Raw genomic sequence first — 20,867 nt, 5'->3', positions numbered from 1 at the left:
CCACAAGGTGCGCACTGTCATTCTCCAAGCATCGCCGGCTTGATCCTCAGCCGCGCGATACGGTTCTTGTCGCGCTTCATGACGACGAAGCGCTTGCCGTGAAACGTAAAGGCCTGCTTTTCGTCCGGGATCGACTGCGCCTCGTGGATGACAAGGCCGGCGATGGTGGTGGCTTCCTCGTCCGGCAGGTTCCAGTCGAGCGCCCGGTTAAGGTCGCGGATCGGCACCGTGCCGTCGACGACGACGGAGCCGTCGGCCTCCTGCTTGACGCCCTGGATGTCGATGTCGTGCTCGTCGGCGATCTCGCCGACGATCTCCTCGATGATGTCTTCCAGCGTCACCAGCCCTTCGACCTCGCCATATTCGTCGACGACGATGGCGAAATGCGCCTTGCGGCGCAGGAAGGCATTGAGCTGCTCCTGAAGCGTCGTGGTGTCGGGCACGAACCACGGTTTCGACGCGATCTTCATCACGTCGATCCTGGAAAAATCGTTGCCGACCTCGTTCAGCGCGCGCAGCAGATCCTTCGCGTGCAGCACGCCGACAATGTTGTCGAGCGAACCCTTCCACAACGGCATGCGGGTGTGCGGGCTCTGCAGGATCTCGCGAACCACCGCTTCGGGCGGGTCGTCGGCGTTGACGGAGCGCATATTCGTGCGGTGGACCATGACGTCCGACACTTCGAGCTCCTCGAGGTCGAACAGGCCGCCGATGCGGGCGCGGTCCTCGCGCACCGCCTGGCCGTCGCGACGGAAATCGTCGACGGCGCCGCGCAGTTCCTCGCGCGCCGAGCGCTGCGGCTCGATGCGTTGCAGCTCGTAGCCGAAGGCGGCGAGCAGGCGCCGGCGCAAGACGAAGCCCAGCAGGCCGAGGCCGGCGAGCACGGCAGCCGCGATCCAGCCGGCCTGGCTCATCCCGGGCGGCTTTCCTGCCGACCCGGATGGTTCTCCCGGAGGAACGCCAGCACTTCCGAGGCCGGCACATCCCGGGCGATAAAGGCCTGGCCGATGCCGCGCGTCAGGATGAAGGTCAGCTCGCCGCGCGACACCTTCTTGTCCTGGGTGATGAAGGAGAACAGCGTCTCGGCGTCGGGCAGTTCGCCTGGAATGTCGGCCATGCGCCAGGGCAGACCGACGGCGCGAAGATGCGCCTCGACACGCGCCGCGTCGTCGGGGCTCGCCAAATTGAGCCTTGACGAAAAGCGGTGCGCCAGCGCCATGCCGATGGCGACGCCCTCGCCATGCACGAGCCTTGCGCCGTCATAGCCGGTCGCCGCCTCCAGCGCATGACCGAAGGTGTGGCCGAGATTGAGCAACGCGCGGTCGCCGGTCTCGAACTCGTCGCGGGCAACGACGTCGGCCTTGGCACGACAGGCCTCGGCGATGGCCGCAGCCCGCTCCGGCCCGCCGACAAACACTTGACGCCAGTTTTCTTCCAGCCAGGCGAAAAACTCGGGCCGGTCGATCAGCCCGTATTTGGCCAGTTCGGCATAGCCGGCGCGAAACTCGCGGATCGGCAGCGTGTCGAGCACTTCGGTGTCGGCCAGCACCAGCCTCGGCTGGTGGAATACCCCGACCAGGTTCTTGCCGCGCTTGCTGTTGATGCCGGTCTTGCCGCCGACGGAGGAATCGACCTGCGCCAGCAGCGAGGTCGGAACCTGTACGAAGTTCATGCCGCGCCGCGCGATGCCGGCGGCAAAGCCGGCGAGGTCGCCGACGACGCCGCCGCCGAGCGCGATGACGACGTCGCCGCGCTCCAGCTTGGCGGCCAGCACGCCGTCGACCACCTCTTCGAGATGCGCAAAGCTCTTGGTCTTTTCGCCTGGCGGCAACGTGATGACGGCATGTTGGATGCCACCGCTTGCCAGGCCGGCCGCAAGCGTCGCGAGATGCGCGGCCGCAACGTTTTCGTCGGTGACGACCGCCGCCCGCGTCCCCGGCAGACAGCGCGAAATCTCGGCGCCGGCGCGTGACAGCAGGCCGGGACCGATCAAAATATCGTAGGCACGCTCGCCAAGCCCGACTTCGACAGAGACCGTTGCATCAGCGCTCACGACCGCACCTCGTCAATATCGGCAACGCCGAGATGGCCGCGCAGCGCGTCCACCACTTCGGCGGCAATGATCTCCTTGCGGTCGTCGCGGGTCGGCACGATGACATCGGCCGCGGCATAAACCGGGTAGCGTTCCGCCATCAGCCGTTCCAGCACGGCGCGCGGATCGGCGCTTTTCAGCAGCGGCCGGTTCTGTTTCTTGGAAACGCGCTCCATCAACAGGTCGATCTCGGCTTTCAGCCAAACCGAAACGCCATGGCTGGCGATCGCCTCGCGCGTCTGCGCGTTCATGAAGGCGCCGCCGCCGGTCGACAGCACCTGCGGCCCGTGCTCCAGCACACGCAGGATGACGCGCTGCTCCAGTGCTCGGAACTCCGCCTCGCCATAGCGCTCGAACAGGTCCGGAACGCTCATGCGCGAAACAGTTTCGATCTCCTGGTCGCTGTCGATGAAGGGCAGTGCCAGCATCGCCGCCACCTTACGGCCGATCGCCGTCTTGCCGGCGCCCATCAGCCCGACAAAGACGATGGAACGGCCGCCCAGCCGGCCGAGCAGCGCGGCATGGCTCTCGCCCGGAGGATTTGCTGGTAGCGCGTTCATGCTTCTAGGGCCTCTTTGGCGGCGTATCGACATCAAAAGCCTGTTTGCGTCAAGCGCGGCGCAACCGGGACTATGGGCTTCACCCTTGAATTGGCCGGATTGGCGTCTCATAAGGGCACAGGGTTGGAAATGCAGAATAAGACGACGGGCGAAAATTAATGCCAACACTGTTTCGCTTTGTCGTGACGCTCGCGATTCTGGCCGGCATTGTCTATGGCGCGATGTTCGCCCTGGTCATGTTCGTCGAGCCGAGAAAGGCGGAAATGAGCGTGCGTATCCCTCCGGAAAAGCTCAATCCCAAAAAATGAACAGCGCCGCCCGCATCGAAGCTTTCCTGGAGATGATGAGCGCCGAGCGCGGCGCCGCCGAAAACACGCTTTCCTCCTATCGCCGCGACCTCGAAGACGCTTCCGCCGGGATCGGCGGTGGGCTTGCCGCTGCCACCAGCGCCGACATCCGTGCCTATCTCGACGACATCGCCGCGCGCGGCTTTGCCGCCACCTCGCAGGCGCGCAAATTGTCGGCGATCCGGCAGTTCTTCAAGTTCCTCTACGCCGAAGGCCTGCGGGGTGACGATCCGACCGGCACGCTGGACAGTCCGAGGAAAGGCCGGCCGCTGCCTAAGACGATGAGCGAGGCCGATACCGGCCGGCTGCTCGACCGCGCGGCGCAGGAGGCGGTGGACCCCTCCATGCATGACGGCGACAGGCTGGCGGCGCTGCGCCTGCACGCGCTGGTCGAGGTGCTCTACGCCACCGGCTTGCGCGTTTCGGAGCTGGTCGGCCTTCCCGTGACGGTGGCACAACGCGACGACCGCTTCTTCATGGTCCGCGGCAAGGGCAACAAGGAACGCATGGTGCCGCTGTCGGCCAAGGCGCGCACCGCGATGCGGACATGGCTTGCTGCACGGGGGGCGGTGCCGGCTCTTGCCGACAGCCCGTTCCTGTTTCCGGCTGCCTCCGACAGCGGCTATCTCTCGAGACAGGTCTTTGCCCGCGAGCTGAAAGGGCTTGCCGCGCGGGCCGGCATTGCCACGGCGAAGATATCGCCGCATGTGCTGCGCCATGCTTTCGCCAGCCATCTCCTGCAGAACGGCGCCGATCTCAGGGCCGTGCAGCAGCTGCTCGGCCATGCCGATATTTCAACGACGCAGATATACACGCATGTGCTGGAGGAGCGGCTGGTGCGTCTGGTCAACGATCATCATCCGCTTGCCGACTAGGCGTCATGTCGCTATGTGAGAACGACGTTCCACCGCGCCCAGCCTGCATTTTCAGGCTTGCGTCAGTCATTGCCTTCCGACTTGCCGGTCCGCCCAAGAATGTACAATTACCTCGATTTCGAAAAGCCTGTGCAGGATCTCGAAGGCAAGATCCTTGAGCTGAAGAAGCTTGCCGAGAACGGCGAGGCGGTCGATGTCGGCGATGAGATCGCCCGTCTCGAAAAGCGCTCGCGCGATGCGCTGCGCGACGCCTACAAGGCGCTGACGCCATGGCAGAAGGTGCAGGTGGCGCGCCATCCGGACAGGCCGCATTGCATCGACTACATCAAGGGTCTGCTTACCGATTTCACGCCGCTCGCCGGCGACCGCAATTTCGGCGAGGACCAGGCGATCGTCGGCGGCTTCGCCCGCTTCCGTGGCGAGCCGGTGGCAATCATCGGCCAGGAGAAGGGTTCGGATACGACAAGCCGGCTGAAGCATAATTTCGGCTCGGTGCGGCCGGAGGGCTACCGCAAGGCGGTGCGGTTGATGGAACTCGCCGACCGCTTCCAAATCCCGCTGCTGACGCTGGTCGACACGGCCGGCGCCTATCCCGGCGTCAACGCCGAAGAGCGCGGCCAGGCGGAAGCCATCGCCCGCTCGACCTCGGCCTGCCTTGGCCTGAAGGTGCCGTCGATCTCGGTGGTGATCGGCGAAGGCGGCTCGGGCGGCGCCATAGCGATCGCCACCGCCAACCGCGTCTACATGCTCGAACACGCCATCTATTCGGTGATCTCGCCGGAAGGCGCCGCCTCGATCCTGTGGCGCGACACCACGCGGTCCAAGGACGCTGCGACCAACATGAAGATCACGGCGCAGGATCTGTTGGAGCTGAAGATCATCGACGCCATCGTCGCCGAGCCGCTCGGCGGTGCCCATCGCGCCCCCGAAACGGTGATTGCCGCCACCGGCGACCTCATCGCCAGGACGATGAAGGAATTCTCCGGCGCCAACACCGACTTCCGCGAGCATCGCCGCGAGAAATACCTGGCGATGGGCCGCAATCTATAACATCCGGCAGGCACGCGGCCCGAAATGTGGCGGCGTGAACCAGTTTCGCCACAAAAATGCCGCCGCATTCGGCTCAGTGGGCTTGCCGTAAGGGGACGCGCCAGCATGATTGCAGTAAGGAATTTTCAAGGTTAACGGGCTTAGGGTCCGTCAGTGGTCAGTTTAGCAGCCGCGGCATCCGCGGCGCAGAGATGAAGACGATAGCCATATCCATGTTTGCCAAGCTTGCCCGCACCGGAGTTCTGATCGCTGCGATCGGCGTCGCCGGCTGCAATGATGCTTCGATGAAGGATTTTGCGCCGCAAGCCAACAAGCCGCTGCCGGACAAGATCCTGGCCGAGATGAAGGCCAAGGGCATGGTCCGCACCTCTTCGGTGATGGCCCGCATCTTCAAGGAAGAAGGCAAGCTCGAAATCTGGAAGGCCAAGACCAACGGCCGCTACGACCTGGTCGCCAGCTACGACATTTGCAAATGGTCGGGCAAGCTCGGGCCAAAATTCACCGAAGGCGACCGCCAGGCGCCGGAAGGCTTTTACACGGTCCGCCCGGCACAGATGAACCCGCGGTCGAATTACCACCTGTCCTTCAATATCGGCTACCCGAACGCCTATGACCGCGCCAATGGCCGCACTGGTTCCAACCTGATGGTCCATGGCGCCTGCTCGTCGTCTGGCTGCTATTCGATGACCGACGCGCAGATCGAGCAGATCTACGCTTTCGGCCGCGACGCCTTCCAGGGCGGCCAGACCGAGTTCCAGATCCAGGCTTTTCCGTTCCGCATGACCGCAGCCAACATGGCGCGCTATCGCAACGATCCGAACTACGAATTCTGGAAGATGCTGAAGGTCGGCTACGACAATTTCGAGGTTACCAAGGTGCCGCCGAAAGTCGACGTCTGCGAGAAGCGCTACGTCTTCAACCAGGTTGCGGCCGACGGCTCGACCTTCAATCCGATCGGCGCTTGCCCTGCGACCACCCAGCCCGATTCGCTGAAGAGCGCCATCAACGCCTATCAAAGCACCTATGAGGCGGCCTTCAACGGCGCCGTCAAGGCCAGCGTGCCGGCACCCAAGCCGACCATCGCCGGGATCAAGGAAGCCAGCATCGTTTCCGACTGGTCGAAACGGCGTGCGCGCGGCGAACGCGTTCCGATCGAGCCGCCCTCGCTCAACCCGGACGGCACCGTGGCCGAAACGGCGCGCATGGGCCGCATCGATTCGCCGGCGGGCCGCAAGATGGCGGCGCTCGACGCCGAAAAGGCCGCCAAGCAGAAGGCCGAGGAACAGCGGCTTGCCGCGATAGAAGCGCCGAAGGCCGCGAAAGCGGCAGCCAAGGCACAGGCCTTGGCCGAGAAGGAAGCTGCCAAAGCCCAGGCGCTCGCCGAAAAGGAAGCTGCCAAGACCGCCGCCGAGGTGCCTGTCGCCACCGCCACCGTAGCGCCATCGGACGCCGCCCCGGCAGTCGAAACGCAGGCTGCGGACGCCGAAAGCACGGCGACAAGGTTGAAGAAGAAGCTGCTCGGCATGTTTGGCGGCTGAACTTCATGCTTGAGCAAGACGATGGGGGACAGGAACACAGGCCCTCAACCAGCCCCGCCGCCGTCTACGACCTCAAAGGCCTGAACTGCCCGTTGCCGGTGCTCAAGGCAAAAAAGCGCCTGGCCGCAATGCAGCCGGGCAGCCGGCTGTGGCTCGAAACCACCGACCCGCTCGCCGTCATCGACATTCCCGCCTTCTGCGCCGAGAGCGGCCATCGGCTGATCGAGACAACGGCGATGTCAGGCGGCCACCGCTTCCTGGTCGAGCGCGGGATCGGCTGAGTCTCGACTTAGCTCGTTCTGGCGAAAGCGGCTGAGCGGGATAATCTCCCCCCTTGAGGGGGAGATGGCCGGCAGGCCAGAGGGGGTTGCCGCGCGTGAAGCGCCAACCTTTTCTTTCGTCCCACAGGGGGTCGCGCCAGCCGAGGCGACCCCCTCTGCCGCCTTCGGCGACATCTCCCCCTCAAGGGGGGAGATCACGATCCGGCAATAGCCAGCGGGTTGCTTTCCAGTGCTGCGCGATCCGGCGTGTCGATCGACGGCCGGTTGGTGAAGGCGGCGAACAGCCGCCGGACATAGTCTTCGGGCATGTCGAGCGTGATCAGCACCAGTCTGGTGCCGCGCTGGCTGTCCGGCCAGGCCGGCAGTTGCACCGGCGGATGCAGGATCTTCTGCACGCCATGGATAACCAGCGGCCGCGACGGGTCTTCGGCAAGCTCGATGACGCCTTTCATCCGCAAAAGGCGCTCGCCATGCGCCGAGCGCAACAGATCGAGGAACATCTCGATTGCCGAAAACGGCACCGGCCCGTCATGAACCAGCGAATACGAACGCACGCGGGAATCGTGCCTGTGGTCATGGTGATCATGGTCGGCATGGTCATGCCCGTCGTGATCATGCCCGCCGTGGTCATGCCCGTCGTGGTCATGGTCGTGGCCGGCTTCTTCGCCGAGCCAACGCTGCACATCGACGGATTTGGTGGCCGGATTGTAGAGGCCGCTATCGAACAGGGTCGCGGTGCTTGCCTCGCCCGCGTCAAGCACCACGGCGCCCGGGTTGAGCTGCCTGAGCCGCGCCCGCAACGCCTCGACATCGCCTGCATCCGTGGTCAGGTCGGCCTTGCTGAGCACGATGCGATCGGCGACGGCCACCTGCTTCACCGCCTCGACATGGGCATCGAGCGTCGCATTGCCGTTGACGGCATCGACCAGGGTGATGACGCCGTCGAGCCGGAAGGCCTGGACCAGGGCCGGGTGTGCCATGATCGACTGCAGTACGGGGGCGGGATCGGCGAGCCCGGTGGTCTCGACGATGACGCGAGCAAGCCGGTCGATGCGGCCGGTCTGCAGGCGGTCGACGAGGTCGGCCAGCGTGTCGACCAGCCCGCCCCGCACCGTGCAGCAGAGACAGCCGTCGGAGAGCTGGATGATGCCGTCGGAGGCCTGCTCGACCAGGAGATGGTCGATCGCCACCTCGCCGAACTCGTTGATGATGACGGCGGTGTCGGCGAGCGCCGGATCCCGGAGCAGCCGGTTGAGCAGCGTCGTCTTGCCGGCACCGAGAAAGCCGGTGAGCACCGAAACGGGGATCGGGAAGCCGGCCATGCGGCTAGTTCAGCGCCTTGGCCGGCTGCTGGACCTGCGCGGCGGTGGCGGATCCGGCCACAACTGGCTCGGCGCCGGCCGGCGGCGCCCGGTCCGGCCGCCATGTCGGCAGCGGCACGTCGGCATATTCCTGCCCGGAGGCGTCGAGCATCGCCTTCGGCTTCGGCCCCGTGGCGCCGCCGAGGCCTACGGCGATCAGCGTCGGTACATGGTCGAGCTTTTCCTGATAGGGCGATTTCGGCACGTCCTTGCCCTTGTCGCCGACCGCGGGGGCGGCTTCCGACTGCTCCTCGACCGGTTTCTTCTTGCAGATTTCGTCGTTCATGTCGTTGGCCGACATGGTGTCGCCATAGGCGGGCAGCGCCGCGACCGTCAGCCAGCTCGGCGCCGGGGTTGCAAAACCCTGGTCGAGCAATTTTGCCGCCGCCTCGGCGCGGGTGACTGCCGATCGTTCGCCGAGCACCACGGCGACCAGGGTGCGGCCGTTGCGGGTCGCCGAGCCGATCATGTTGAAACCGGACGAGCAGACGAAACCCGTCTTCATGCCGTCGGCACCCTGATAGCGGCCGATCAGCAGGTTGTAGTTGGAGATCGCCTTCTTGCCGACGGCAAGGCCTTCGATCGAGAACCAGGGGGCATATTGCGGAAATTCCTTGCGAATCGCCATCACCAGCAAAGCGAGATCGCGCGCTGTCGTATACTGGTCCGGCGAATAGAGCCCGTTCGGATTGACGAAATGGGACCCGCTCATGCCGAGCCTCTGCGCTTCGGCGTTCATGCGTTCGGCGAAAGCCGCTTGCGAACCGCCGATATTCTCGCCGACCGCCATGGCGATATCGTTGGCCGATTTGACCAGCATCATCTTCAGCGCATTATCCAACCGCATCACCGAGCCCGGCTTGAAGCCCATCTTGCTCGGCGGCTCGCCGGCAGAATGTTTCGTTACCTTGATCGGCGAATCGAGCTGGACCTCGCCCGCGGCAATCGCACGAAACGCCACATAGGCGGTCATCAGCTTGGTCAGCGAAGCCGGGTACCAGCGCCTGAACGCCTCCTGGTGCTGCAGGATCTTGCCGCTGTTCAGGTCGAACAGGATTGTCGGATTGGCCAAGGCAGGCCCGGCCAGCGACGCAAGCACCACCGTGCCCGCCACCAACAGTTTGAGGAAATGCCTGTAGCGCATCATGAAAACCGAAATAGCCTCTTGCCGCAGTCCCACCTGGCTCCGTAAGATTTCGTTACACGATCGCCAGGATAATGGTCCGGCCCTCTGTTCCCGGACCACAGTCGCGGTGCTATTTACTCATGTGACGTCAACATGGCAAAGTGCTGCCGATCACAATGTGGAAGCAGCAGCACAATGCAAAGCAGCGTGCATGGTTGCAAGGCAGCAGGCACAATTGCAAAGCAGCAGGCCAAGACCGCCTGCTCCAACAGCGAAATGGAACCATCATGCCGATCCTGAACCGAGCCGCCGAAATGCAGGACGAGGTGGCCGGCTGGCGCCGCCATTTGCACCAGACGCCGGAGCTGAATTTCGACGTCTTCAAGACCGCCGCTTTCGTCACCGAGAAGCTGAAGGCTTTCGGCTGCGACGATATCGTGACGGGTTTGGGCAAGACCGGCGTCGTCGGCATCATCCGCGGCCGCCACGGCGAAGGCTCGACCATCGGCCTGCGCGCCGACATGGACGCGCTGCCGCTCAACGAGATCACCGGCAAATCCTATGCCTCGACCGTCCCCGGCAAGATGCACGCCTGCGGCCATGACGGCCACACCGCGATGCTGTTGGGTGCCGCCAAATACCTCGCCGAAACACGCAATTTCGCCGGTTCCGTCGCGGTCATCTTCCAGCCGGCCGAAGAGGGCGGCGGCGGCGGCAACGAGATGGTCAAGGACGGCATGATGGAGCGCTTCGGCATCTCCAAGGTGTTCGGCATGCATAACATGCCGGGCCTGCCGGTCGGCCAGTTCGCCATCAGGCCGGGTCCGATCATGGCGGCGACTGCCGAATTCACCATCACCGTCAAGGGCCGGGGCGGCCACGCGGCGATGCCGCACGGCACCATCGATCCGATCGTCATCACCAGCCAACTCGTCGGCGCATTGCAGACGATCGCCTCGCGCAGCACCGATCCGGTCGAGGCGGTGGTCGTCTCGGTGACGAAATTCCACGCCGGCGACGCCTATAACGTCATTCCCGAGACGGCCGAGATCGCCGGCACCGTACGCACGCTGAAGAAGGAGGTTGCCAAGAAGGCCGAAGAGCGCATCCGCGCACTTTGCCAAGGCCTGGGCGCTGCCTTCGGCGCGACAATCGAGGTTGATTACAATGCCAATTACCCGGTCACCTTCAACCATCCGGAAGAGACGGTCTTTGCCAGCGACATCGCGGCCGACGTCGCCGGCGACAGCCATGTGCACCGCGCGATCCAGCCGGTGATGGGTGGCGAGGATTTCTCCTACATGCTTGAAGCGCGGCCGGGCGCCTTCATCTTCATCGGCAATGGCGATACCGCCGGCCTGCACAACCCAGCCTACGACTTCAACGACGAGGTCATCCCGCACGGCATGAGCTATTGGGTGAAGCTGGCGGAAACGGCACTGGCGGCGTAGCCATTCGGCATCGGCGGTGCGGCGACCGCCGCACCTCTGGGCGGCAAAATCGGGCAGGACATGTCCTGCTGGTCACTTCCGGCCGGACGACTTCCGGGCAAGGCCGAAGGCAATGCCCAGAGCAATACCTATACCAATGCCCGCAACAATGTTGTCCAACACGACGCCGATAGCCACGCCGATCACGACGCCGAGTGTGAGGTGTTTGGCATCCATTATGCCCGGTCATGTAGCGTGGAAGGGAAGAGCCGCAACCGCTACGGTCCGCTCTTCGGATCCTCGACCTCCAGCGCCTCCATGACCGGCGCCAGCTCATTGTCGTCGGCAGCCTGCGGCTCTTCGCCTGTTCTCGCCTTTTTCAGGGCTGCCTCGATCGCCTCCTGGATGTTGCCGAGCTCGTCTTCGCGAACCTCGTGGCCATAGCCGGCAGCGTCGGCGTCCTGCTCGAATTGCTGCGCCAGGACGGCGACGCTCACCTCGCTCTCGGCCGGCAGATTGCCGACATTCTCCTGCAGCCACGTTTGAAAGAACTCTTTGGTGGCGCTCATGCGGTGTCTCCTTCGGGACACTAAAGCGCCCCGGCGTCCCGAAAGTTCCGCTATCTGAGCCGTCTTTGCGCCCGTTGCCGGCTGCCCCGCAATTCAGCGCGGCCAGGCGGCGTCGGCGCCGCCTGGCTCGGCTGCTTACTGGCTGACAGCAGTCGTCGGTTCGCACGACACGTTCGGGTTCATATCCGCGAACGCGCCGGTCGGGTTGCCCTTCCAGGCCCAGACATGCAGCTCATAGAACGGACCGAGGCCATAGCGATTGGGCGCGCTGTTGAAGTTGAACAGATGCCCATCGAGCGAGGCCGGGCCTTTCGAGGTGATGTATTCGACCGCGATCAGTTTTAGCGTGCCGTCGGCCATCGGCTCGTACATTACCGCTTCCGGCTTGGCGACATCGAGAGCGTCGTCCTTGAGGTAGCCGGGATTGACGTAATGGATGCCCATGGCGCCGCCGGTGATGCCGCTGGCGCAGGGAATCGGCGCATAGCCCTCGGCGGTTGCCGCCGCCACATTCTCGAAGCGGCTGTTGGCCGCGCGTACCTTGTCGGCCAGCGGATTGGGACCGGGCGCGGGCGCTGCCTGATGCGCCTGCGCCAGCGCGGTGCAGGCCGACAGCAGCGCCGCGGCAGCGAGAAGTCTATTGCGAAAGTTGATTGTCATAGTCATTCCATTCTTCTTGAAAAGCACAGCCCGGCCGGCCGCCGGAAGTAAGGAGGTCCGGCAGGTGGGCGCTGTGGCTGTTGTTGCTGGGAGATCCCTGTCCCGATGCGACGAATGCCGATCATCCCTTCGGCAGATAGGGGATGGTTCCGGCCAGATCGGAATTGTCGATCAGCTGGAAACGGCTGTCGCTGCCGCCCTGACGGGCCGAAACGAAGGGTGCGTAGGCAGGATCGTCGGTGAAGGCGCGCGCCGCGGCCTCGGTCGGGAACGCCATCAAGGCAATCAGCGTGGTGTCGAGCGGCTTGCCTTCGAGCGTCTTCACATTGCCGCTGCGCGACAGATATCTGCCGCCGTGCTTGTGAACGAGGTCGTGGACCGACGCGGCATAGGCCGGCATCCACTTCGGGTCCCTCACCTTGATGTCTGCGATAACGTAAGCGGTCATGGTCATGTCTCCTGGTCGTGCACAGGGGTATCCCGTGCAGCGGCCAAGGCTCGCATGGCAAGGGTCGCGCCAGCCAGTCCGCGATCTGTACTGGTGTGGTACAGTTTCTGTACTCGCCGTGCCGCCGGAGAAGGCCTATGATCCCGGCTGAGTTTGAGGGGAAGGCAACATCATGACCCAATCCGGATACAAACAGTTCTGCCCATTATCGATGGCTGCCGAGGTGCTGTGCACCCGCTGGACCATGGTTCTGCTTCGCGAATTGGTGGCGGGCTCGACCCGTTTCAACGATCTGCGCCGCGGCGTCCCCAAAATGTCGCCGACCCTTCTGTCGCAAAGGCTCAAGGAGCTCGAACTGGCCGGGATCGTCGAGCGCAAGGAGGTGCGCGGCGAGAAAGGCATCTTCGAATACCGGATGACCGAGGCAGGCAGGGATTTGCGGTCCGTCGTCGAGGCGATGGGCTTTTGGGGGCAGAAATGGGTCGAGTCGCGGCTGTCGCTGAAGAACCTCGATCCGTCGCTGCTGATGTGGGACATGCGGCGCAATCTCAACGCGTCGCCGCTGCCCGACGGGCGCACGGTGATACAATTTCTGTATCAGGAGCTCCCCGCCTCCAAACGGTCGTGGTGGCTGATCGTCGAGAAGCACGGCGAGGTCGACCTCTGCTGGTACGACCCGGGCTTCGATGTCGATCTCTACGTCTCGACCGACCTGCACACCATGACCGAAATCTGGATGGGGCTGATCACCGTCGAGAAGGCAGGGGCGAAAGTCATCTTGACGGGAGACCAGGATATCGCCCGTAAAATGCAGACCTGGCTGGGCCTGAGCCCGTTCGCGGTCGAACCCAAACGAGCGGCCTAGCTGCCTCTTGGCGAAACGATCCGAAGCGGTTATGTGTCGGGCGCGATGGTCCCGTAGCTCAGTAGGATAGAGCGGCAGATTCCTAATCTGTAGGTCACAGGTTCGATTCCTGTCGGGATCACCATGTTTTTTCAAGTACTTAGCGCGAAATCGCCGTACTTTTTTTGCAGGATTTTTGCGAAAATAAGTACGGCGAATTTCGCAGACCTTCAGACTTTGGGCACACATATTCCAAGGGCGAAGCGGCCCAAAACCGCTGCGAAGCGCGGCGCTACGATGCCTAAATCGAAGTAGGTAGTCGTTGTTCCCAATCAACTTGCCCGTTTTTCAGCGTCGACGTCTCCGCATCATAGGGGGAATGGACGCGCCCGGTCTGGCGGCTAGAGGAACGGAACGCTATCATTTTATTGTATTAGTAATGACGCATGAAATGGCCTACAATTGACTTTACCCGGCAGCGCCACTGGCAGCCGGTAGGCCCGGCGGCCGCTGGAACCCCCGATCGGCTGTCGGCCTGTCCCCATGAAAGTTACGTGCGGTGGCGACCAACGTGAGACGAGATCGAACCAACAACCCCGCAACCGGCATCAAGGGCAAGGGCCACGGGCCGCCGGCCAACGACGAAGCAGGATATTTCGAGTTCTGCCCCGTTTGTGGCCAGACGTTCGACAAGCGAAACCTTGGCGAGGTGCTGCATCACTGTCTCCCCGACCATGAGCCGTTGAACTCGATGAATAGGTGACCAGCGTTCGAACAGATGGTTTCGCTCATCCAAGATCGTGATCGGTCCCAACCAGACGATCTCAAAAGTGATTGCGGATGTGGTCGTTAAAGTAGCGGGCTTGGCGAAGGCCGCTTTGAACCCGGCAAAGGTCTCCGGTGGTACCCGGAACCATTGCACATTGGGCGGAATTGGCTGAAAGTGATCGAACCACAGGACGGGGGTGTCGGACGGCCACGCATCCAGGCGGCCGAGGCGCGGATCGATCGGCGGAAACAGGGGGAGAAATGCACCCTTGGACGAAGGCTGAGCTTGCGGAGATCACTGGAGGCATATGGGAAGGCGACCTGCCGGAAGGCTGGACGACCGACTGCATAGCCTTCTACGACGCACTGATCGGCCCCGGCGCGCTCGTCATCCCGCGCGTTGGCACCTACCGTTACGGCGTACACCCCAGGAAGATCAGGCGCTTCAGGCGACAGGGGCTCGCGCTCCTCGCGGACCGAGAGTACCGGCCCAACTTCGAAGACTTGCCGTTGCTCCGGGTGGCTTCGGTCCGCGTCGCCATGAAGTATCTCGCCGAGCGAGCGCGGTCTGCTTACGGCGGACGCCTGATCGCGGTTGGCGGCAGCGTCGGCAAGACGAGCACCACGGCGATGATCAACGTCATTCTCACCGCAGCTGGTTATCCACCTTTTCCGGGCGAAAACTTCAATACCGTCTCCGGCGTGCTCGGCCTGATCGCCAACCTTCCTGATGGCATCCACGCTATCGAGGTGTCGATTGGCTTTTTTCGGCGGCTCCTTGAGGTATCTGCGCTCAAGCCGCATGTCGCTCTTATCACGACGATCGGCGACGCCCATCTCGAAGAGTACGGCTCGCGTGAGGCCATCGCCAAGTTGAAAGCCCGCCTGTACGATGTCGCTGAGGGCGGCACATCGATCGTCCCCCGGGATTCCGAGCATTTCGAATATCTCCGAGCCCGCGCGCTGTCGTTCGGGGCGAAGGTCGTGTCCTTCGGTGAACATGCTAAGGCCGACTACCGGCTCGTGGACTATTCGCACGAAGATCAACTGGTGCGTGCGGTCCTGAAGGGCCGGGATTTCGCCTACAAGCTAGGTAATCCAGGGCGGCACATGGCAGTCAACAGCCTCAGCGCGCTGGCGGCTGTCGATTCGCTCGGCCTTGATCTGGGAGCTGCGACCAACGCGCTCGGGGAGGTGCAGGCCATCCACGGACGTGGCGAAGTCATACGCATCGTCCTCGCGTCCGGCGAGGTCCATGTCGTCGATGAGGCCTACAACGCGAATCCGACATCGGTGGCCGCCGTGCTGGCGGCACTCGCTGAGGGGAAGCGCGCAAGTGGGGGCCGAAAGCTTGCCCTTCTTGGCGACATGCGGGAACTCGGGCCACGATCGGCCGAATTTCACGCCGGTCTGGCGGAACCCGTTCTCGCGGCCGATCTGGATATGGTGATGACGGTTGGGACGCAGATGACATATCTCCGTCGTGCCCTGCCGGAGTACCTCCTCGGCCCACACTTCGCGACAGCAGACGATGTGTTGCCCGAGCTCGCCACTATCCTGCGCGCGAAGGACCGCCTTCTTGTGAAAGCTTCGAATGCCATGGGTCTGCATGAAGTTGTAACTCGCTTGCGCCGGCAATTTGGACGCTAGTCCGCCGCGATATAGCATCGGTGTTTGAGATCGAGAGTGCCCGAAACGTTGAGATTCGTCGAATTTCGCTTTTTTTGGACCAAAGCAGAAAAATTGACCGGAGATCAGCTCCGCCCATGACTGGTTCCACTACCAAACAGTCTCAGGCACTTGGCGGAAAATTGTTTGCCGCCTAATTCGATCTGTGCTGCCCCCGGGTGACCAGGGTAGCGCCGGCTGGACGCCGCCAACCGAAGTGCTGCGCACAGTCATGCCCGCTCGGTCATTTCGGCCATGCATATAACGGCAGTCGCCGGGAATGGTTGGTTGGTCCGAGCCCAATGCAGCAACAACAAAGATATAGCCCTGTGCCGAGCACTGACATCAGTATTGCTTCAGCGAAGGAGCACTATTCCTAAGTCTCCAAGGCCTTTCGGCGGAGTCGCACCATACCAGTCCAGGGCCACACTCGAGTTGCCACTATAGAAAAATTGCCACGCAACAATCCAACCTGAGTTGGCAGTCGACTTCAGGTCTGTTGTCCCTCTCATCCGAAAACGATGATGGGGCAGGTAGATAGCCCCTTCAATTAAGTAGTTTTTGTTTCCGGACAATGAGACCGTCGGCACAGAGGGCGTAACTGTGCGTGACCCGAAGATAGCGATGCCAGCGTAAATGCCGCTCGTGGGAGCCGAAATCCTTACGCCACCTTTGCCTGCTGACTGAATAATGCTTGACTCGGAGTCAACGAATATCGTGACTTCGTCGCCCGAGAGATTCACATGGCTGCCGATGCTCACTGTTGCGTTCTGAAAATAGTGAACTCCGGGAGAAAGAACGACATTTCCATCGAGATCGATGTTTCCACAGAACACCCGGCCGGCCGGAATGGTAACATCGGTCAGCATCTGATCACTGTAGTCGCAGCCGTTCGGTGGAACGGGCTGCGGTAGATCGACAAGGGGGTCTGCAAGTTCGGGTTGGTTGGTTTTCGGGATGATGGTGTAACCGCCGCCTTGGTAATTGCCCACTATAGAGATTTTTCTGGCGACAATCTTTCCGGTTCCAACGTGCCTCAGTGCCCTTGGACTGGAGGAATTCACTTGGATACCGCAGTTTGGCACCGAAAGCCCCCGGAACCCATTACCGTCAGCGCTCCATTTGAGGCAGGATCGAGGACATAGAAGCAATAATCCGGCGCGGCTTTTCGGGCCGTTGCCGCCGCGTGAAGGTTAATGCTCCGAATTCCAGCAAGACTCATGAAAGCGGTTGGCATTCCAGCTGAGATTTCAACCGCCGCCTCTCGCGTCCCAGCAGAAGGAGTGGTGATGCTCACCCCAACGACAGCGCCGGTCACGAAGGAGCCATTGGCCAGCGCCCAATTCTTCGCGGCCTGGACGGCTGCTTCGTTTCCTCCATCGCTCTCGACGGCAACAAGAGCCGCCGAATCGGCTATCTCTTGCAGCTTGGATCTCCAGGAAGCGGCGTTGGTAAAGTCAATGCTAAGGCCGAGGGCCAAGCCCAGTGGCACCACCATTAAGGCCATCGCGACGGCAAAGTTCCCCCGTTTTTCGGGCGGCAGATCTTTCAGTCTCCGCATCCAGAAGCCCTCTCTTAAGAGCAACTTAGACCGAAGATGGTTTAGAATTTACTAAATTAGAACAACAAAACGCAGCGGCAATTCACGCTCGGCAAAAAGGCGATGCAAGCTGTCTCGCTGCTCATTGAGCTGAGTGAAACGCGGCAGACCTTGAAGTCAGCGATGTGCTAATTCTTTACTTAAGGCCGAAGACTTGCTGAGCCTGGTCAGACTGCAACAAGTCGCGTGCCGAATGTCCGACACCCGGCAAAATCACGAGACGCCAATTGAAAGGCCACCCGTTAGCGGTCGCGACAGCTTGCGCCAGCTCAAAAGTGAACTGCCCCCGATCCAAACGCGTCTCTCCTTGGCGCATAGCAGCTGCGCTTTCGTTTAGATCGACATCGCCAGTGTCGTCTTCTCCAAGATAGATCGTTAGAGGCAAAGCCAGATAGGCCTTCAACTCCTGAGAGGCTTGATCCGGCGTATAGACGCAACCCGAGGAGAGACATCCCAGCCCGTAGGCTGCCGCCTCTGCTAGGGAGGGCAATACGTAGGTCGACGGATTGGCTACGACCACTCTCTTGGCATCCGACAAGGCAAATGCTGCAACACGCGACATGAATTGACCTCCCGCCGAGTGCCCAAAAAGGTAATACTGGGCAGTCGGCAGCCCCTCTCGGGCCCTCGCCCAGTTTACCAAGCCCTTCACGTACCAGACAGTCCACCTGTCCCGAGGTTGAATTGTGCCCGAGTTGACAATGCCTCCCCGCTGATAGCTCCAGCCTGGGAACCTTTCCAGGTCGAAAAGCGGCGCCATAACGATCAGGCAATTTCGATCCGCAAGAGGCTGCGCGTAGTCTCGGTAGGATTCGGCCGTTCGGCTTAGTCCATGGAACACGAACAGGATCGATGGATTGGAACAGTTCTTCGGATGATAGGTGTATACTGTCAACTTTATGCCGTTAATAGTTGCTGAGGTCGTACCTTTGCCGACCTTCCAGGCAAGTACTTGGCCTGAATACGTCAGACTACAGCTTAAGACGACTGCCCCTAACAGACGGATTAGAAATCGCACCTGTCGCTCCCATGGACGATCCCGCAGGGATGACATATCCCATTAGCGGCAGCTAAACAAATCAAAACCGGCTGAGCAGTAAAGAGTTCGTTTCTCCACGTCTGGTCCTCGCAATGTTCGCAAGCGACGCCTCCGCGGCACCTCCTGCGTGACAGGGTATCGGCTCCTTGTTTTGTCGGCACGTATCGCTCGCGCCGCCATTGCGATCGAGGAACCCAGTGCAAATCCGCGTACGGCATACGCATGAGCTTCGGAGCCTCACGCCAGTGCAGGGATGGCCAATCTAAGGCATCTGTCTTGAACGGCTACGACAACATCGGCGAGTCCAGGCGACAACGCCAGCAACCGATCGATTGTCGCGCGACCGGCTGCTCCTCCCATTATCTTTGGTTGGTAGTCGAGGCGCGGATCTCTGTTTTGAACGTAAACTGGATAAATATCTAAACAGATCTGCTTCGCACCAAAGTGGAAGCAAGGCAGAATGGACTCCCCTTTGCTGTTTCCGGACCCAAATGCAAAATTGCCGACACTGTATAATATCGGCCGACCATTATAAATCTCGATCGGCTGAAGGATGTGGGGATGATGGCCGATGACTGCGTCCGCACCCAGGTCGATAAATAGCCGTGCTTTCATGCGGTCTTGCTCGGTAGGTTGGCGCTGGTATGGCAAACCCCAATGTACCATCACGGCGATCCGATCAACCAGTGGACGAAGTTGGGCCAGATCACGCTCGACGAATTCGGGCACATCTTGTGCTGAGCCTGGAAGTTCGCCACGAGCCGCTGTTCGACGGTTCCAGTAATATCCGAGAAGTCCGATGCGGATATCTGCGCCATCAAAAATCGCGGGGTGGTAAGCAGTGCTCTGGTTCCTACCGCCACCGTACGGTTGGATATACTGTCGCTCTAACGTGGCTAGCGTCTCAACCACGCCACCCCGACCGCAGTCTTGAATGTGGTTATTCGCGACAGTCATGGCAGCGAAGCCTGCACGACGTAAGACAGAGGCTGACTTGGGGTCGACTTTGTATGAGTAGTTCCGAGTGGTACCTGCTTTCTCAGAAATGGTGGAGAACGGCCCCTCAAGGTTTCCCGTTATCAAAGCGCAGCGTCTAAAGATCGGCCTGACCCAGGCGAAGGCATAGTCTGGGCCAAACCTGCGGATACGATGACGCATCCGCATCCCGGTCATCACATCTCCGACCGCCGCCAAATGGTACGGAGCGCTGGTGGACGAAGAGAGGAACTGTTCAAGTTGGTCCGGGTCGATGAGATCGATGTCATCCGGAATTATGACCTCTGAAAACTTCTCGCGAATTTTTACAACATGGCGCCGGACTTCTTCCGATTCACCGAGGCGGTAGAGGGGTGGCTGAACGGAGGGTGCCAACAATGTCTCAACCGCTGAAGAACTAAAGCCGATCCCACGCTTCTCAAAAACGCTTCGGATCAGCGTTTCGTAACGGCTGCTGAATCTCATTCGGTCTGCATGAAGCAAACACGAGGCAAAGTTCTCCGGAAGTGACCTGAGGGCACGCGTTCGAATTCCGGAAGGAGCATACGGGCTATCAGAAAGTCGTCCCAGCGCCAAAAGGGCAGCTACAACTAACGAAATGCAAGTAAGTTCGTCTCCCGGAAAAGCCTTGTGTAGGTCCCACATTGTCGCCGCTATGACTTGCGCGACCAGCGCCTCCGGCGGTGGCATCTCGGCATCGTCCATACGCGAATCATTGGCAAGAGTATCCGATGGTACGAACTCGGCATCATGACGGAGGTGCCAACACCATACGTAGGGAGTCGACAGCATCGCGGCCGCAAAGTATGCGCTCAAGGCGTACTCAAGGGGACCAGGCCTACTGAAACTGGCGCGCGGTGCATGCAGCCTGTCAGCTTGGATGTCAGCGGTATGGCGCACCACGTGAAACCCGAATGCCTGATATATGAAACTGGCATTGTGCGAGGGGTCGCACAGATAAGCACCGCCTGAAATTCGTGGAAGCCACCCTTCCGCTGTGACTGCACGCCCCGGGCCGAACAGCAATTCCCCACAGAGGGGGATCGAAAAATCATCGAGATTTTCGATTTTTGCTGGATATCGGTATTTGGTCCCTTTGACCGGCACCAACCTAAGCAGATCCCCGTTAACTCCCCCTTGTTTCGGCTGGTGCGCATTAACGATCGCTCTGACCTTCGGCAACGGGCCCTCGCCGAGTGAACGCAGTACTTCGTTCACTCGATGAGCTATCAAGGAGACGTGGTAGTAGACGTTGACCTGGCCGAAGCGTGCCGCGGCCTCACAACCTTCCTGTTCACCAAGAATTCCGCCGCCGAAAGGCTTGAAAACATAGTTACCGTGCTTGTCGGGCAGTGCTTCGCCCATCTCACCCGTGGGCCAGTGAACATCCGTGGCTGGATGACTGATTACGTCCACGTACCGCCCACGCAGCCCTTGCCTCCCCGTGTTTTGGCAAAGATAAGGCAGTTCGACCTCGGTTGAATGCACCCGGCCGCCAGTAAAATCTGAATCGCAACGCTCCCAGACGTAAACAGATCCAGTCGCCATCTTTTTCCCCAAAGCTACTGCTTCTTCTGCGAACGCTGAGACGCAAGAATTCACAAGTCTTGCGCTC

The 20,867-nt window shown here is 61.4% G+C and carries 22 protein-coding genes and 1 tRNA gene; 10 read left to right on the top strand and 13 right to left on the bottom strand.

Translation table 11 applies throughout. From position 1 onward, the window contains the following. Positions 1-17: 17 nt before the first annotated feature. The 3 genes from NKI24_RS11725 to NKI24_RS11715 are packed head-to-tail and all read right to left on the bottom strand — an operon-like array spanning position 18 to position 2,652. Positions 18-914, bottom strand: a complete 897-nt coding sequence (locus NKI24_RS11725; protein WP_352745351.1) for an HlyC/CorC family transporter — start codon at positions 912-914, stop codon at positions 18-20. Then, on the bottom strand, positions 911-2,053 hold the full coding sequence (gene aroB / locus NKI24_RS11720; RefSeq protein WP_352745348.1) for a 3-dehydroquinate synthase: 1,143 nt from the start codon (positions 2,051-2,053) through the stop codon (positions 911-913). Before aroB ends, NKI24_RS11725 begins: the two co-directional genes overlap by 4 nt. Further along, on the bottom strand, positions 2,050-2,652 hold the full coding sequence (locus NKI24_RS11715; protein WP_352451197.1) for a shikimate kinase: 603 nt from the start codon (positions 2,650-2,652) through the stop codon (positions 2,050-2,052). Before NKI24_RS11715 ends, aroB begins: the two co-directional genes overlap by 4 nt. Before the next feature lie 158 nt (positions 2,653-2,810). Here NKI24_RS11715 and NKI24_RS11710 point away from each other — a divergent pair, with 158 nt between their 5' ends. The 5 genes from NKI24_RS11710 to NKI24_RS11690 all read left to right on the top strand — a co-directional run bounded on the left by NKI24_RS11710 (position 2,811) and on the right by NKI24_RS11690 (position 6,743). After that, entirely contained in the window at positions 2,811-2,960 is a 150-nt protein-coding gene (locus NKI24_RS11710; RefSeq protein ID WP_023677884.1) for a hypothetical protein, read from the top strand. Further along, positions 2,957-3,874, top strand: a complete 918-nt coding sequence (locus NKI24_RS11705; protein WP_352703682.1) for a site-specific tyrosine recombinase XerD — start codon at positions 2,957-2,959, stop codon at positions 3,872-3,874. The genes NKI24_RS11710 and NKI24_RS11705 overlap by 4 nt, the downstream gene beginning before the upstream one ends. Before the next feature lie 99 nt (positions 3,875-3,973). Then, on the top strand, positions 3,974-4,924 hold the full coding sequence (locus NKI24_RS11700) for an acetyl-CoA carboxylase carboxyltransferase subunit alpha (RefSeq protein ID WP_352451195.1): 951 nt from the start codon (positions 3,974-3,976) through the stop codon (positions 4,922-4,924). A gap of 212 nt (positions 4,925-5,136) precedes the next feature. After that, positions 5,137-6,462 carry a L,D-transpeptidase family protein gene (locus tag NKI24_RS11695; protein ID WP_352745504.1) on the top strand — a complete coding sequence of 442 codons (1,326 nt, stop codon included), beginning with the start codon at positions 5,137-5,139 and terminating at the stop codon, positions 6,460-6,462. Positions 6,463-6,467: 5 nt separating this feature from the next. Continuing rightward, positions 6,468-6,743 (top strand): sulfurtransferase TusA family protein, encoded by a 276-nt coding sequence (locus NKI24_RS11690; protein WP_352745344.1) that lies wholly within the window; start codon positions 6,468-6,470, stop codon positions 6,741-6,743. A 194-nt stretch (positions 6,744-6,937) separates the two neighbouring features. Here the strand turns inward: NKI24_RS11690 and NKI24_RS11685 are convergent, their stop codons facing one another. After that, positions 6,938-8,065, bottom strand: coding sequence for a CobW family GTP-binding protein (locus NKI24_RS11685; RefSeq protein WP_352745341.1), 1,128 nt, complete (start codon positions 8,063-8,065; stop codon positions 6,938-6,940). Positions 8,066-8,069: 4 nt separating this feature from the next. Continuing rightward, positions 8,070-9,248: a D-alanyl-D-alanine carboxypeptidase family protein gene (locus NKI24_RS11680; protein WP_352451217.1), complete on the bottom strand. Its 1,179-nt coding sequence runs from the start codon at positions 9,246-9,248 to the stop codon at positions 8,070-8,072. A 269-nt stretch (positions 9,249-9,517) separates the two neighbouring features. Here NKI24_RS11680 and NKI24_RS11675 point away from each other — a divergent pair, with 269 nt between their 5' ends. Then, positions 9,518-10,681, top strand: a complete 1,164-nt coding sequence (locus NKI24_RS11675; RefSeq protein ID WP_352451192.1) for a M20 aminoacylase family protein — start codon at positions 9,518-9,520, stop codon at positions 10,679-10,681. A gap of 72 nt (positions 10,682-10,753) precedes the next feature. Here the strand turns inward: NKI24_RS11675 and NKI24_RS11670 are convergent, their stop codons facing one another. From NKI24_RS11670 to NKI24_RS11655, 4 genes are all read right to left on the bottom strand, one after another. Continuing rightward, positions 10,754-10,897: a glycine zipper domain-containing protein gene (locus tag NKI24_RS11670; protein ID WP_198023575.1), complete on the bottom strand. Its 144-nt coding sequence runs from the start codon at positions 10,895-10,897 to the stop codon at positions 10,754-10,756. 41 nt (positions 10,898-10,938) lie between these two features. Further along, positions 10,939-11,229 carry a hypothetical protein gene (locus NKI24_RS11665; protein WP_352471460.1) on the bottom strand — a complete coding sequence of 97 codons (291 nt, stop codon included), beginning with the start codon at positions 11,227-11,229 and terminating at the stop codon, positions 10,939-10,941. 135 nt (positions 11,230-11,364) lie between these two features. After that, positions 11,365-11,895 (bottom strand): hypothetical protein, encoded by a 531-nt coding sequence (locus NKI24_RS11660; RefSeq protein ID WP_352745337.1) that lies wholly within the window; start codon positions 11,893-11,895, stop codon positions 11,365-11,367. A gap of 115 nt (positions 11,896-12,010) precedes the next feature. Beyond that, complete coding sequence (locus NKI24_RS11655) at positions 12,011-12,337, bottom strand: DUF1330 domain-containing protein (protein WP_023677873.1); 327 nt, start codon at positions 12,335-12,337, stop codon at positions 12,011-12,013. Positions 12,338-12,509: 172 nt separating this feature from the next. Between NKI24_RS11655 and NKI24_RS11650 the strand changes: the two genes are divergently transcribed. The 4 genes from NKI24_RS11650 (at position 12,510) to NKI24_RS11635 (ending at position 15,599) form a co-directional block, all read left to right on the top strand. Further along, on the top strand, positions 12,510-13,202 hold the full coding sequence (locus NKI24_RS11650; RefSeq protein WP_352451189.1) for a winged helix-turn-helix transcriptional regulator: 693 nt from the start codon (positions 12,510-12,512) through the stop codon (positions 13,200-13,202). Positions 13,203-13,249: 47 nt separating this feature from the next. Continuing rightward, a tRNA-Arg gene (locus tag NKI24_RS11645) sits at positions 13,250-13,326 on the top strand. A 426-nt stretch (positions 13,327-13,752) separates the two neighbouring features. Next, complete coding sequence (locus NKI24_RS11640; RefSeq protein WP_352745335.1) at positions 13,753-13,944, top strand: hypothetical protein; 192 nt, start codon at positions 13,753-13,755, stop codon at positions 13,942-13,944. Between the two features lie 266 nt (positions 13,945-14,210). Continuing rightward, positions 14,211-15,599, top strand: a complete 1,389-nt coding sequence (locus NKI24_RS11635) for a UDP-N-acetylmuramoyl-tripeptide--D-alanyl-D-alanine ligase (protein ID WP_352451188.1) — start codon at positions 14,211-14,213, stop codon at positions 15,597-15,599. Positions 15,600-15,973: 374 nt separating this feature from the next. On the opposite strand, the gene NKI24_RS11630 is transcribed toward NKI24_RS11635, so the two are convergent. From NKI24_RS11630 to NKI24_RS11615, 4 genes are all read right to left on the bottom strand, one after another. Beyond that, entirely contained in the window at positions 15,974-16,609 is a 636-nt protein-coding gene (locus NKI24_RS11630) for a hypothetical protein (RefSeq protein WP_352745332.1), read from the bottom strand. Between the two features lie 68 nt (positions 16,610-16,677). Continuing rightward, a complete protein-coding gene (locus tag NKI24_RS11625; protein ID WP_352745330.1) occupies positions 16,678-17,178 on the bottom strand; it encodes a TadE/TadG family type IV pilus assembly protein in 501 nt (166 codons plus the stop codon). 175 nt (positions 17,179-17,353) lie between these two features. Next, a complete protein-coding gene (locus tag NKI24_RS11620; RefSeq protein WP_352451186.1) occupies positions 17,354-17,779 on the bottom strand; it encodes a hypothetical protein in 426 nt (141 codons plus the stop codon). 714 nt (positions 17,780-18,493) lie between these two features. Next, positions 18,494-20,800, bottom strand: coding sequence for a CapA family protein (locus NKI24_RS11615; RefSeq protein WP_352745327.1), 2,307 nt, complete (start codon positions 20,798-20,800; stop codon positions 18,494-18,496). Positions 20,801-20,867: the final 67 nt, after the last annotated feature.

The organism is Mesorhizobium sp. M0701 (assembly GCF_040320365.1).
Lineage (GTDB): Bacteria > Pseudomonadota > Alphaproteobacteria > Rhizobiales > Rhizobiaceae > Mesorhizobium.
This window is presented reverse-complemented; position numbering and strand designations above follow the sequence as displayed.

Coding starts and splice junctions, on each gene's coding strand:
- NKI24_RS11725 (WP_352745351.1), bottom strand. CDS start 914: ATGAGCCAGGCCGGCTGGATCGCGGCTGCCGTGCTCGCCGGCCTCGGC.
- NKI24_RS11715 (WP_352451197.1), bottom strand. CDS start 2,652: ATGAACGCGCTACCAGCAAATCCTCCGGGCGAGAGCCATGCCGCGCTG.
- NKI24_RS11710 (WP_023677884.1), top strand. CDS start 2,811: ATGCCAACACTGTTTCGCTTTGTCGTGACGCTCGCGATTCTGGCCGGC.
- NKI24_RS11705 (WP_352703682.1), top strand. CDS start 2,957: ATGAACAGCGCCGCCCGCATCGAAGCTTTCCTGGAGATGATGAGCGCC.
- NKI24_RS11700 (WP_352451195.1), top strand. CDS start 3,974: ATGTACAATTACCTCGATTTCGAAAAGCCTGTGCAGGATCTCGAAGGC.
- NKI24_RS11695 (WP_352745504.1), top strand. CDS start 5,137: ATGTTTGCCAAGCTTGCCCGCACCGGAGTTCTGATCGCTGCGATCGGC.
- NKI24_RS11690 (WP_352745344.1), top strand. CDS start 6,468: ATGCTTGAGCAAGACGATGGGGGACAGGAACACAGGCCCTCAACCAGC.
- NKI24_RS11685 (WP_352745341.1), bottom strand. CDS start 8,065: ATGGCCGGCTTCCCGATCCCCGTTTCGGTGCTCACCGGCTTTCTCGGT.
- NKI24_RS11680 (WP_352451217.1), bottom strand. CDS start 9,248: ATGCGCTACAGGCATTTCCTCAAACTGTTGGTGGCGGGCACGGTGGTG.
- NKI24_RS11675 (WP_352451192.1), top strand. CDS start 9,518: ATGCCGATCCTGAACCGAGCCGCCGAAATGCAGGACGAGGTGGCCGGC.
- NKI24_RS11670 (WP_198023575.1), bottom strand. CDS start 10,897: ATGGATGCCAAACACCTCACACTCGGCGTCGTGATCGGCGTGGCTATC.
- NKI24_RS11665 (WP_352471460.1), bottom strand. CDS start 11,229: ATGAGCGCCACCAAAGAGTTCTTTCAAACGTGGCTGCAGGAGAATGTC.
- NKI24_RS11660 (WP_352745337.1), bottom strand. CDS start 11,895: ATGACTATGACAATCAACTTTCGCAATAGACTTCTCGCTGCCGCGGCG.
- NKI24_RS11655 (WP_023677873.1), bottom strand. CDS start 12,337: ATGACCGCTTACGTTATCGCAGACATCAAGGTGAGGGACCCGAAGTGG.
- NKI24_RS11650 (WP_352451189.1), top strand. CDS start 12,510: ATGACCCAATCCGGATACAAACAGTTCTGCCCATTATCGATGGCTGCC.
- NKI24_RS11635 (WP_352451188.1), top strand. CDS start 14,211: ATGCACCCTTGGACGAAGGCTGAGCTTGCGGAGATCACTGGAGGCATA.
- NKI24_RS11625 (WP_352745330.1), bottom strand. CDS start 17,178: ATGCGGAGACTGAAAGATCTGCCGCCCGAAAAACGGGGGAACTTTGCC.
- NKI24_RS11620 (WP_352451186.1), bottom strand. CDS start 17,779: ATGTCGCGTGTTGCAGCATTTGCCTTGTCGGATGCCAAGAGAGTGGTC.
- NKI24_RS11615 (WP_352745327.1), bottom strand. CDS start 20,800: ATGGCGACTGGATCTGTTTACGTCTGGGAGCGTTGCGATTCAGATTTT.